5 protein-coding genes, 7 pseudogenes and 1 other annotated feature are annotated in these 13,400 nt (G+C 36.5%); of the genes and pseudogenes, 6 read left to right on the top strand and 6 right to left on the bottom strand.

The window, feature by feature from the left end:
- Positions 1 to 382: 382 nt before the first annotated feature.
- A pseudogene (locus FTU75_RS14125) lies at positions 383 to 1,553 on the bottom strand (IS3 family transposase).
- Between the two features lie 252 nt (positions 1,554 to 1,805).
- Here FTU75_RS14125 and FTU75_RS14130 point away from each other — a divergent pair.
- Together FTU75_RS14130 and FTU75_RS14135 are read left to right on the top strand one after the other, a co-directional pair.
- Entirely contained in the window at positions 1,806 to 2,102 is a 297-nt protein-coding gene (locus tag FTU75_RS14130) for a hypothetical protein (RefSeq protein WP_180109957.1), read from the top strand.
- The gene (locus FTU75_RS14135; protein ID WP_257223789.1) at positions 2,102 to 2,752 is read left to right on the top strand and encodes a DUF1911 domain-containing protein; all 651 of its coding nucleotides are present in this window, start codon (positions 2,102 to 2,104) and stop codon (positions 2,750 to 2,752) included. The genes FTU75_RS14130 and FTU75_RS14135 overlap by 1 nt, the downstream gene beginning before the upstream one ends.
- Before the next feature lie 57 nt (positions 2,753 to 2,809).
- On the opposite strand, the pseudogene FTU75_RS14140 reads toward FTU75_RS14135, so the two are convergent.
- From FTU75_RS14140 to FTU75_RS18705, 5 pseudogenes are all read right to left on the bottom strand, one after another.
- Positions 2,810 to 3,106 (bottom strand): annotated as a pseudogene (locus tag FTU75_RS14140) (IS30 family transposase); the annotation flags it as partial.
- 9 nt (positions 3,107 to 3,115) lie between these two features.
- A pseudogene (locus tag FTU75_RS14145) lies at positions 3,116 to 3,605 on the bottom strand (IS5 family transposase); the annotation flags it as partial.
- Positions 3,606 to 3,639: 34 nt separating this feature from the next.
- Positions 3,640 to 4,981: pseudogene (locus FTU75_RS18700) on the bottom strand (IS3 family transposase).
- Positions 4,590 to 4,706, bottom strand: a sequence feature (AL1L pseudoknot). Its footprint overlaps the pseudogene before it by 117 nt.
- A 50-nt stretch (positions 4,982 to 5,031) precedes the next feature.
- Positions 5,032 to 5,265, bottom strand: a pseudogene (locus tag FTU75_RS14160) (IS982 family transposase); the annotation flags it as partial.
- A gap of 212 nt (positions 5,266 to 5,477) precedes the next feature.
- A pseudogene (locus FTU75_RS18705) lies at positions 5,478 to 5,567 on the bottom strand (IS1 family transposase); the annotation flags it as partial.
- Between the two features lie 599 nt (positions 5,568 to 6,166).
- Between FTU75_RS18705 and FTU75_RS14165 the strand changes: the two are divergent.
- The 4 genes and pseudogenes from FTU75_RS14165 to FTU75_RS14180 form a co-directional block, all read left to right on the top strand.
- Positions 6,167 to 7,072: pseudogene (locus FTU75_RS14165) on the top strand (BapA prefix-like domain-containing protein); the annotation flags it as partial.
- Positions 7,073 to 7,312: 240 nt separating this feature from the next.
- Positions 7,313 to 7,771 (top strand): hypothetical protein, encoded by a 459-nt coding sequence (locus FTU75_RS14170; RefSeq protein WP_019383657.1) that lies wholly within the window; start codon positions 7,313 to 7,315, stop codon positions 7,769 to 7,771.
- Positions 7,772 to 7,775: 4 nt separating this feature from the next.
- On the top strand, positions 7,776 to 10,121 hold the full coding sequence (locus tag FTU75_RS14175; RefSeq protein ID WP_227591935.1) for a hypothetical protein: 2,346 nt from the start codon (positions 7,776 to 7,778) through the stop codon (positions 10,119 to 10,121).
- Positions 10,118 to 13,285, top strand: coding sequence for a site-specific integrase (locus tag FTU75_RS14180; protein ID WP_180109960.1), 3,168 nt, complete (start codon positions 10,118 to 10,120; stop codon positions 13,283 to 13,285). The genes FTU75_RS14175 and FTU75_RS14180 overlap by 4 nt, the downstream gene beginning before the upstream one ends.
- Positions 13,286 to 13,400: the final 115 nt, after the last annotated feature.

Raw genomic sequence — 13,400 nt, forward strand, 5'->3', positions numbered from 1 at the left:
TCATAAACGATCTGTAGGTTAAAGGTGATAAGAGTATTTTTTGAAATAAATATTGAAATTAGATAAAGTGGATTTTATCATCGATATGATTGAATATTAAATTTAAGATGAAAAATGGCGATCTAGTAGTTAATATGTTGAAGGAATTCTATTTAAATCACCATTTTTCTAAAGAATTAATTTATAAATCTTAGATTCTCAAATGAAGTGCAACAGAGATTAAATTATTGTAAAGAAGCAAGATAAGCTAGCATTTTGCTTCCGACCGACCAAAGTCAAAGTTGTATCATGGACTATACTCATCTTACCCAAGAAGAAAGATATCAGATTTCTACATTGTTACGTGAAGGATTTTCTAAACGTTACATTTCTTGGAGTGATCCTAGACAGTATCGTGGACAAAAAATCCCTCTAAATTCTTGAAATATTTCTGTTCAAAGGCTTCTGGGCTTAACCAGCCGTTTGCAGAATGTCTTCTGATCCGATTGTAATAAATCTCAATATAGTCAAACAAGACAGTATTCGCTTCTTTTCGAGTGGCAAACACACTGCCATGGACCACATGACCTTTCAATGTATGAAAGCTTTCGGTCACTGCATTATCCCAACAGTTCCCCCTGCGTGACATACTTTGAATACAGTTATTAGTTAATAATAGCGCCCTAAAATCACGACTACAGTACTGTGAGCCTGAGAAGCACTGCTTCCAAGTGAATGTACCATGACACCCATTGGATACCCCTGACGAGCCATTGCATAATGAAACGCATCACACACCAATTGACGGTCTATTCGATAGCTGGTTTGCCAACCGACAATACGACGGCTGAATAGATCCAGCATCACACATAAATACAGCCAACCTTGCTTAGTACGGATATAGGTAATATCCGTTGTCCAGATCTTATTGGGTTCATTGACCGTAAATTGACGATCCAACAAGTTAGGCGCTGTAGGCAAACGATGTTTTGAATCTGTCGTATGCTTGTATTTACGTGCAATCCTGCGACGTAAACCAAGCTTTTTAAGCATTCTTCCAACGGTTCGTTCGCTCATGCTGTAACCTAAATCATGCATGTCATGTACCAATGAAGGTGCACCCAATCGTGCATGATGCTGCCAATATACGGCTTTTAAATCATTATATTTCTGCGCTGGATTGGCCTGGCGTTTTCGCCAGGCATAATAGCCTGAAGTGCTGACACCCAGGCATTTACAGGCAGAAGATACAGTGACTTTATTCACATCCAGATCTTGAATTACCGTGTACTTTTCTTGGCATGATCTGTCAGAAAGTACACATGCGCTTTTTTTAAGATGTCATTGGCTTCCCTGAGCTGTTTGACTTCTTTCTCTAATTCTAGGATCCGCTGTTGTTCTGGTGAAAGTTGACGTTTGCTTGAACCTGCCGGATTGGTTTCACGAATCCGTTTATCTAATGTTGAATAACCCACACCTAATTTCTGGGAGATTGCAGCTACTGACTCGTGTGAGTTTGAAAGTGCATAATCAATTGCTTGCTGTTTAAATTCAGGACTAAAACGTTTGCCCATTTCTTGTATCTCCAAAGTTAACGTTACGTTATCTTTAGAGGGAAGTACTGTCCATTATTTTGGCTAGGATCAAAAGAGCTTCTAGGCGATTCTAAAGATAAAAATGGTGCAGATAAACAACAGGCAGCTACCTTTGGGGGTACTGGGCGTAGAAACCGAGGTGGTGGATCAACTACTAGTTTAAACTCAGGAGGTGGCATAAAAGATATTAGTGGAGAACGCGGCCGAAACACTGATGGTTATGTTACACAAATGAGTCATAACTGGATCAGAAGTAGGCTTCTCAAAGCTGTTTCACAAAAGCAGTCAGTTTTTTCACAAATAATGCTTCATGGATATTTTAGGCTGGTAGTTTTTTTTAGTATTCCGCAAGTAGTTAGCCACGCATATGTATTGATTGAATATGGAGCAAAAAAAGTTCCAAATGATGCCTTACATACTACACACCAACCTACTCGTATTTGGGGAGACTCTGATATAAGTAAAGTTGTTGATAATGAAGGTGGTTTAACAGGTTCTAATCGAAGTAATTTAGGTAATCGAAGATAATGACTTTACAACAATTTGAACGAAGACAACAATTTCTGACACCTCAAATGTACGAAACTTTAAAGGCGGAAACTCTGAACACTATTGAAACTTTTAAAGTAAATCCTACAGGTGTTGGTGATTCAATAGAAGAAAGAAGGGTATACTCTTATGCTATCTTAGCAGAGAACTATTTAAATCTGCTTATATTGGAATATACAGTTGGCAATAGTTTACCTTTTATTAGAAGCCAAATTGAAATAGTTATTGACTATTATGAGCAATATGGAAGTAAATTAAGAAGTTATCATAAAAATATAAACTTACCAGTTTTTGAATTATTTACTATTGATGGATATTGGGCTTTTGAGGCAGCTTGCGCAGTTATTTTGTTAGAGATAGAAAATGATAAAGTCTTACAAGAATATTTATATTACCCTAAAGATTTAGTTGATTTTTATCAAACGTTTACGCTCAAAAATTCAGAACTAAATTTTCTTAAAAATCATAATAAACTTTCGATTAAAGCAGGGGAAAAATCTCCTCAACAAGGTTATTGGTTCACAGTTGCTAAAGTTAACTCACGTCAACACTTTAACCTGGGAGATGTTTTTCCTGATTTTGAAAGTGATTGGGGCGATGTGTATTGGCAGTTTGATGGTGAAGAGTAATTTATGCCCTTCGGGGCTTGATAATATTGGATTTCTAAAAAATAAAAGTAGGCGAATTCAAACATGAGGTGCGACATTTTCAAAAGCCTTATGATAATCAACAAGCTGAGCAAACTTTTCTAATGGTGTAAGCCAATCTAACGCTTTTCTAGGACGAGTATTCAGTGACATGGCAACTTGATTTAAATAATGCTGATCTGCCTGATTTAAATCAATCCCTTTAGGTAAATATTGCCTAATTAAACCATTCATATTTTCGCATGTGCCTTTTTGCCATTGTGAATGTGGGTCACAGAAATATACTTCTATGCCTAAATCTTCTTCGAGTATTTTATGTTCTGACATCTCACGTCCGAGCCAAATTTAAGGCGTAACTTGGGTAAGTGGTGGACCTAATTCCGTAAATCTGTTGAGGACTGCTACACGTGTATGAATTTCATTGACTTGGCTATCAAAACTCCTTGCGCTGAGTTTATCTCCTAATAATTTAATGCAGTGCATCTTAGTTTCAACCAAACTTCGCCGATAATAGCTTGACCTTTTATTTGCATAGTGTCCTGCCTAAACGTTTAACTGTTCGAAGTAATTCATTTCGTTCTAGCGAGCTACTCTTTGTATCTTTCCATGGTTTCGCATTTTTTCTAGGTGGAATCACCGCATGCGCTTGCCGATCTGCAATGACCTGACGGCATTGCTTGGTGTCATAAGCTCCATCGGTATAAACAGAGTCAATCTGCTCATCTTGTGGAATCTGATTAAGTAAATCACCAAGCACCTGTGAATCACTGACATTATTGGTTGTAAGCTGAACTGCTCGTATTTGCAGGGTTTTGGCATCTATACCAATATGAACCGTACCGGGTTTGTCGGAGACTTTTTTATTTAAGTTAGGCCACCTGACCTAACGGGTTAATCTTATCATAGTACATTGCTTCAAACTCAAAAGGCGATACATAACCCAGTGCACTGTGTACACGCTTTTTATTGAACCAATCCACCCAATTTAGTGTCGCAAGTTGTACATCCGCTAAACCTTGCCAATCTGCTTTTAAATATTCAATCACTTCCGTTTTGTATAAGCCATTTACCGTTTCAGCCAAAGCATTATCGTACGAATCACCGGTCGTACCGACTGACGCTCGTAAATTTGCTGCTTCTAGACGATTGGTGTAGCGAATAGAGAGGTATTGCAAACCTCTGTCTGAATGATGAATTACATTCTTTGGCATACCTCGATCATGCAAAGCTTGTTCTAATGCATCAAGTACCATATCTGTATTCATGCGTGTCGATACTTTCCATCGGCTTTGTTGCACAAAGATTTCATAACTATATGATTTTAAAAGTTTTGATTATTTTTTGATCCAAAATTAAATTTATTTAAATCAGATGCTTACATATTTATGCAACAAAGCCCTTTCCATCCAACAATTGCTCGTGAAAACACATCAATAATAAATGCGGTATAGACCCAGCCTGAATTTGTTTGAATATAGGTAAAGTCAGCAACCCACAAGTGATTAGGCTGATCAGCTCTAAAATTCCGTTTCACCAAGTCAGGTGCTCGTTTTTGATCCTCTCGGCTACGGGTGGTTTGTTTGTTCTTACCTCGCCAAACACCTTGTATACCTAGCTTTTTCATTAATCGAGCAACACGACAGCGTGCAATAATATAGCCTTCACGTTTCAGTTTTTGCCAGACTTTACGCACACCATATGGACCTGAACTTTCCTTCCAAATTCGTTTAATCTCCTCAGCATGATACAAGTCATGTAAATCTCGCTTTGCTCGATGTTCTGGATTTTCGCAGAGATCTAGAGTCCGGTAATAGGTTGAAGGTGCGATCGGTAAAATCCTACAAATCGCATCAACACCATATAAATCTTTATTGTTATGGATGAAATCCACCATTATTTGTGTGGGCGGTCGAGCTCCGCCTGAGCGAAAAAAGCGGCTGCTTTACGTAGAATTTCGTTAGCACGTTGCAGTTCTTTATTTTCGCGTTCCAGTTGTTTGATACGTTCTTGGTCTGAAAGCTGCTGTACTTTAACTGGATTTTGTTTATCTAAATATTTTTGATACCAAACACGTAGTGTTTCAGGAGTACAGCCAATCTTAGGAGCAATTGCTGTGATTGCAGCCCAAGTAGAAGGATAATCTTTTTCGGATTCAATCAATAATTGAACCGCTCTTTCTCTGATTTCAGTGGTATATTTTAATTTTGTCATCGGGATAGTCACTCAGAATATTGACTCTCCGACAAACCCGGTACGGTTCAATTAGGAGATGATCCCAATTTTGGAAACCATTCTAAGTAATTGTGTTTAAAATATTTCCAGATATTTTTATCAGAATCCAATCCTAAAAATTCACCTACAATTTGTATCGTAATTATTTCAATATCGGCTAAAGCTGGAGGGAATCCTCTCGTTCTAAATGGCTTTGTGACGATAAGTGAATAGCAAGAGTCTATGAATAAATACACAGAAATGATAAATTCGTAAATGGACATAACATGAGGTAGTTTTCTTAGTCGAAATCTAAATTGTGTTATGTCCTTTTTATTTCAAGAGTTTAGAAAGTTGAGATTCGCGTATTGTTTGTATGACAATGTGACACTCCTTAATCCAAATTAAATTGGGATGTGGTGTCGTACTTCAAGTTTTAGGCTGTCTTCTTATTCCCGATAAAAGTCCAAAATTCATCTATTTAGAGATAGCCATAATGATTTTGTTTCCCATCTACTTTGAGACCATATTTCTTTATATTGTTACTGAGGCAGGTTGGACATTTGATTTCTAGAGTTATTTGCATTTCTCTATTTTGTCAAAATTTAACCTGTCTTTTTCAGCATACTTTTTGAAACATCACCGAATTATCTTCTGTCACAAAAGTGGGAAAAATTATAGTGCGTAAGTCCTATTTAAGTCATATAATATTTTTTGTTTATATTTTAGTCACTTATGGATTGGCAAAAAGTATCACATTTTTAGGCCAATTTTTCAGTCAAAAAAAGTGAATATTAAATTTTTTATTATAAATTATTAAGTTAAATTAACTAAATAATGAGATTGATCTCTTTATTTTTAAGGTTGAGTGATTTAGTCGGGTTTATTTGTTAGTTTATATATATATATTAAAAATTATGTGATTTGTGTTAAGTTTTTCGTAGGAGGTGTTAATTTCAACAATAAAGTAAAATTCTTAATATAAAAAATAAAATATATAAATTAACCGCCTGATTTTTTTAAAAAATACAATATATAACAATAACTTATATTATTTTTTAGAAAAATAATAATTATTAAAACTATTTAAATTATATAGGAGCTTTTGCAATTTAAAAAAACGATTAAATCAGCTATTTATGCAATGTCAAAAAAGCAATTGCAATGCATAGAGGGATGATTTTCATGGCTAATGTCCAAGTAGTTTCGAAAGAAACTCATGTTGTTTTACAACAGAGTTCGGAAAGTAGAATTCTTTTGACTGAAAATTCAGTGGTTAAAATTGAAGTTAGTAAGAACATGGTAGAAAGTATTACTCGAGATGGTAACTCTGCTGTAGTAAAATTAAAAAATGGCGAAATTATTATAATAGAAAGTTATTTTGATGATTCCGTAGGTGCTCATAGTCTTGTTTTTGAAGGAGACGATGGACTGTATTGGGTTCAATTTACTGATGAGTCTGGCAATATTTTATCAAATATAATCTACAATCCTTTAGAAGACATAACTCCTTTGCTCTATAGCAATACAATAGATGGAATTAGTCCTTGGGCTATTGGCGCAGGACTGCTTGGTGGTATAGCTGCAGGTATTGAAAGCTTATCTGAAGATAAATCGGACTCTGACAGCGATAGCGACTCAGATTCAGATAGTGACTCTGATTCAGACAGCGACTCAGACTCGGACAGCGACTCGGATTCGGACAGCGATAGCGACTCAGATTCAGATAGTGACTCTGATTCAGACAGCGACTCAGACTCGGACAGCGACTCGGATTCGGACAGCGATAGCGACTCTGATTCAGACAGCGATTCGGACTCGGATAGCGACTCAGATTCAGATAGTGACTCTGATTCAGATAGCGATTCAGACTCAGATAGCGATTCAGACTCAGACAGCGATTCGGACTCGGATAGCGATTCGGATTCAGACAGCGACTCTGATTCAGACAGCGATTCGGACTCGGATAGCGATTCGGATTCAGACAGCGACTCTGATTCAGACAGCGATTCGGACTCGGATAGCGACTCTGATTCAGACAGCGACTCGGATTCGGACAGCGATTCGGACTCGGATAGCGACTCTGACAGTGATAGCGATTCAGACTCGGATAGTGATTCGGATTCAGACAGCGATAGCGATGTAGATACAGAAGCACCTGAAGCGCCGACAAATGTCGTTCTGAATAACTAAAAACTATAAAAAATTGGAAGAATAAAATTTAAAAAGATATTTTATTACAAATGCTTACTAAATTTATTTTGATTTGTGAAATAAAAAATAAAAAAAGTGTTATAACTATTTGTATTAATATTTTGAGCTAATTTTGTCATGAGTTTTGATCAAACGATAAAAAATACTCTCGTATTTTTTTATCAATTTGTTCTACCCTTATCAACCAAAACAGAAGACTTGGAATACATCAAAGCTAAGCTGAAACAACTAGAAAAAATCAGGCCAGGCAACAACAAGAGTAAGCAGAATAATTTTAAAAAAATTTATGTAAAACTCTGGCATCGTATTTTAGAACTTTTGAAAACAGATAGAGCAGTACGTGCAAATGTCCAATATATTCCGCAGATTCAGCTTATTTGCGATATGGAAAAATATATCGATTCAAAAATGGCATTAGAAATTTTTAATACACGTAAGGAACTCACTACACCATTACTACTTCAATTTTTTGACATACGTAACGATGAAACGAGACAAAAAGTCATGGAGAAATGTTCTAAGAAGCAGCTTGGTATGATCGAGACTTCAACTTTAATCAATGCAGAGCAAGAGTGAACGAATGGAAGTTCAAAAAAAGAGAGAACGGAGACAAGATCTCTTTTTAACACAATACCAAGAGTACAGAACAAAGTTTATTTCGCATGCTGTATTTGATGATTTAGATGAAAGTGATAAGCAGACTTTTAGTGATTTTGGAAAAACTGCGCATAAGGTTTTTCACGAGATAATTAAAGCGCGTAAACTGGGTGAAGAATATCGAGTTGCGGCCTTAAGCTTTTTTGCTTCGGGTGATGTATTAGACCATGCTGGATGGTCATACCTCATTTTGAGAACGAGTTATTTTGTTGAAGCGCTTTATATAAAATTAGCCGTTATCCCAGATTCCCAAGCTAAACAAAAAGAAATTTTTGATTTATTTCGATATATTGCAAAATCAATTCTACAACAAAGTGAAGGAAGTTCTTTAAAAGACGAGAGTCAAAGGCTCTTAGAATACTTTATAGAATATATGTTAGAACTCGAACAGGACAAGGTGACGAGTGACTGGGAGAGTTTCCTTAAGAATAAAATAAATCAAAATTTGCCCGAGTTCACTCAAACTAAGGTGCTAAATTATATAAATGACTTAAAAATTATCTTTAAACGATTAAAACAAGGGAGGATTGTAAAACGCTCGCGTCGTAAAAAAATAAAAATTTCAGATTGGCCGACAAAGAAAAAATTAAGAAGTTTCCAAAAGAAGAGAGAACAAAGACAGCTTATTAAAGGATATCCAGCATATATTCAAGCTCGACAGGAGATCTTTTATGCTGATGATGGAGATGTTGAATTTATAGATGAGGGGATTGCTGTACATACAACATCTAAATCTACAGCTCGTTTTAATACAGTATTGAACAATCATAGTGAACATTTGATGAGGCATCGTCAAAGACGTCTACAACCGTTTGTAACCAACACAAATTACATGAGCAAAGATGTGATTCAACATCTTATCTATATTTTGAAGGGTGAGTTATATAATGCTCCTACTCAAGATTCAGCGATTGCAGCAGCATGCTTATTGAGTTTAGCGACGGGTTTATCACCAAGGCATTTGCTTCAATATAAACAACTGATTGATGAGGGAGTGCTTATTAAAGGTGGTAGTTCTAAAAAGCCGGAGTATCGACTCAGATTACATTTAGATATTACAAAACAAAAAGTTGAAACTTTAAAGATTCACCAACTGAATAAAACAGTGACGCATGATCTCCATGTATCAAGCAGTTGGTTTGAATATCTTATTTTGAATGGATCACAACAGGTACTTACAGTACAAGAGATCAATCAAAGACTCAAAAAATGGACTCAGAATCAGGGGCTAGGTTCAATTACTGTTGAGAAACTCCAAGCCCAGCTGTATTTCTATATTTTTCACCGTACTTTTAATGAATATATTGCCCATGTGCTATCGGGCAAAGATAGCACCCATGAGCTACCGAGTAGTTTCTACAATGGTGTGAGCGCATCGGAATTGAATCAGCATTATTTGATCTACTTAGAGACACTCAGTGTTGAAGAAACGAAAACAGAAATTGAAATGCTTAAAGAGCAGTTTGTTAAACATGAACCTGCGTCTATATCACGTTTTGGTAGCCAATTAGCACTCAATCAAAATTATGTTGGTCAATTTTTTACACGATTACATGCCATTTGCGTTGATAAAATACAGATACATCAACATATAATTGAGCGAATTAATGCCTATAGTGCTTGGATGTGGCATATCAGCTTATTGTGTCTAACACGCCGTCCTCGGGAAAACTTATTAGGGAAGTATAGTGACTACGATTTAAAACTAAAGTTGTTGTATGTAGATGATAAGCAAAACAGTCAATCACGAAAAGATGGTCGCTATATACCGCTCCCAGCATTTTTTATCCAAGCTTTTAAACGTTATACGCAATTTTTAAATACGGTCACTCAGCAGTATGAAGAGCTCCTCCGATTTGTGTTTGGGAAAAAGATTACATTGCAAGATTTGTTTGGCCAAGTGATCCATTACCCGAAATCGTTACCGACCACTGCTGAGGAATGGGCAAGTAAGAAAATTAAGATTGCTGCGCTTAACCGAAGTTGGATTAATGACTATATTGAAGGTCATCAACTCAGCAGTTTATATAATAACTGGCTACGACACTTTGATATGAATATGTTGATGAAGCAAGGTTTGGCTTTTAATGTCATACAAGCAGTTTATGGGCATGATCAGCGTAATCAGGAGCTCTTTTATCGCTATTCATCTGCATCTTTACCACAATATATCAATCAATTTACCCAAAATATTGATCGCATGATTAAGCAATTGCAGATTGAGCATCTGTCATACATTTCAGTACTTCAATCTGAGGGCTTATCATGAGTATAGATGAGTCATTGATTCAAAAAATTCAGGTTCAGGTTGATTCTGTATTTGCCGAAATGAAAAGTCAGATTAAGAGTTTAAGAGACCGACCTGAATTATTAGATAACACACTAAATAGCTTGTGGTACGAGTTTTATGATGAATTTATTTGTTTTTTAGAGCAGAAGAAATTTACTCGGAAAGATGCTCAAAAACCGTATATTCAAGCTATTGAAAAATATTTTTTATCTTTGCGTCAGACCTATTTATCTCAAGCAAAGAATGCGTATCCAATCAAAGTATGGCCTAAAACTACTTTTCTAGAACCTATACCCAGACAACTTCGTAGTACTGAATCACATCTTCGGCAAGGACAAAAACATTATCATATTGCTATAGCCTTAAAATCCTATTGGAATTGTCCATACAAGGATGAAGTTACTCCGGCATGGTTATGGGGGAATTTTTATTTAAGTCTGATGTACTGCTCTGGCTGTACTGATCTAAGTCAATTAACAGCAATTGGTAATACCCTGGTCAACGCTATTGTCAAAGATGAACTCCAAATCTGTACTAAACTTTATCATGCTGGATATAAAACAATCATCCAACCACTCGCACTGCATTATCGAGTACCACAGCGTGCTTATGGTAATCAAATCGAAAATAGACAGGTGTATCAGTGGCGTTATATTTGGCTTAATCCCTATGCACAGTTGTTTATACAAGGGATAAAACAGCATGGCTCTCAAGCCTTGAATCAGCAGATGCCACGATATGTTTTGGAGTCTATCTCTACTGTATTAGGGAAATTACCTAAAGAAATTGATCTGAGTCATCAGTTCGTAGGTCTGAAAAAACTACTACGCCGTAATGATAAACAGTTAGCAGAGCTTCGTTCACTTACACCTTTTGATCATTCAAACTTAGCCATTGAGCTTGACTCTTATTCGGGCTTAGATATGTGCTTAAGCGAGGTTATGCGAGGTCGTCTCAAAACGGTGTCGTTAACACCTATTGATCAGGCGAGAGCATGGTTAGATCACAACATCTTGCAGACGCAGTTAACACATATTGAGCGGTATATACCACTACAGACAGAAAAGGCGGTACCAGACTTAATTACAGCTCACCAGCAACTCAAAGAAATTCCATTTGAATTGATGCTATTTGAAAAAGATCAGACTGAAGTTGATAAGCGTCAGAAACGGCAGCGTAAAAGTGAACGTGTGAAATGGATCAGATGGACAAGCATTCAGAAGCGACTAGAAGAAAAGAAGCCTCACGTTGGCCTGTATGAAAAAAATCTAATAGAAGCACAGCTCAGGCTACTGGGTTGGATTTTTCATCTTAAGTCTCAAAAGATGAAACTCAATAGTATCGAGCGGTATTTAAGTAGTATCGCTAAAGATTACTTATTCCATGTCTATATGTTCCCAGGTGATATAGATAACATGGATCAAGAAGATTGTGAGGAACTGTACGACGCTATCTTAGATAGTATTGATGATCGAGATCAAGCCAAACGTGAGACTGATCCTAAGGCCAATCACGGACGTGCACAGTATGCATTTGGCAGACTTAAAGCATTTCATCAGTTTTGTATGAAACAATACCGTGTCCCTAAGGTCGGTACCTTTCAATACAATGATTATCATCGTGTACAATTTTGTCATGCCAAATTAATTAGCCCAAAATTGTTCAATCAGCTTAAACAGGTACTAAGTTTAAAGATTGAAAAATGTCAAACAACTAAAGAGCAAGCGTATCTTTTTCAGCTACAGCTCATGTATTTACTCGCATTTCGTTTGGGGATGCGATTGAATGAAATTAGGGGACTTACATTGGCAGAGGTCATTTGTCCTGAACTGATTTGGCGTAATGATACGCTGACCAAACCTGTGCAGATCCGTTTTAATTTACGTAACAATGTTTATCGGAAACTCAAAAGCCAAAACGCAAAGCGTCAGCTTGATCTGAACGCCGTCATGCTCGATGAAGAGTTGGCATTGGTACAGCAATATCTAAAACAATGTATTACACATAATCCAGCGAAAACTAATCATGCGGACAAATTGATTTTTGCCCAAGATGGCGAAATTTTAAGTGAAGCTTATATTAGTGAAATGACCCAAGTGATTTTTGATGAGATATTGGGTGAAGGGCATGGTTATACTTTCCATAACTTTAGACATAGTGCCGCGAATCATTTAGCAATCGCTTGGTTAGGCTCAAAAGAGATGATCATGACCTATACGGATTACACTTGGAGCCGGTGTAAAGTCATGCGTCAGCATTTATTTGGAGAAACTGCAATTCAGCATGAAGCTGTCATACAGCATAAGTGGCGGTTACTAGCTGACTGGATGGGGCATGCAAACATAGAGCAAACAGCATCTCACTATCTACATGTGCTGGATTTGTTGGTGATAGATCGAATTTATCATTTGCCTTGTACAATTCATTGGGACACGATCAAACTGATACTTCAAAATGACTTAACAAGTGCTAACACAGAAATTGTGGATCTTAATCATATAATACGAAAAGGCCAGTATTTCGATTTTTATCATGCCACATATGCACTCAAAAAAGTGGATTCAGTTAAACCTGTTCAGCCTAAAATAAGTAAAAATGTATCTGTATCTACCATCATACATGATTACATTAAATATAGAGCCTATGAGGACCATGATTGGGTATTACGCAGTAAAAAGCTCGCTACTAAGTGGATGGCGGTAAAAAAGCCTCAAAATAATGAGGATTTTAGTGAAGATGAACTCATCTCCTTATATGAAAAAGCCTTAAAGAAAGGTTTTGAAGCAAAGCAATGCGTAGAGATTTCAGCACTGCCAAAGCGGGTTCAACATCAGGTTTTAGAAGCCTTGAGTATTTTAATTGAACATGGAAAGCTGAGAAAAAACTTTATTCATTTTCAATATCGTTTTGATAAGCAAAATAGGCCACGTGTCGATTGGTCCATTCAACATCTGATTACGGGACTGAAATATTTACTCCCTGAGGATACGCAGCTAAAAGTTGATAATGATCCACCGGATAAGTCACAAAAAAGTCGTGAAGTGAAATTAAGCTTTATCAATGAAAACAATAAAAATACGACACTTTGTATTGCGTTTATTATGTTGATACATGCGATTCAGCAAGAAAAATTGAGCATTTAAAATGAATTGTTTTAATGTGTCTAAGGCGAGCTGTATTGAATATAAATCAATATAGAAAGGGACGAGCGATATCGTCGCTGAAGTTGTAGGTTAAAATCGTTTCTCAATGATAAGC

It is taken from the genome of Acinetobacter sp. YH12140, assembly GCF_013418475.1.
Lineage (GTDB): Bacteria > Pseudomonadota > Gammaproteobacteria > Pseudomonadales > Moraxellaceae > Acinetobacter > Acinetobacter amyesii.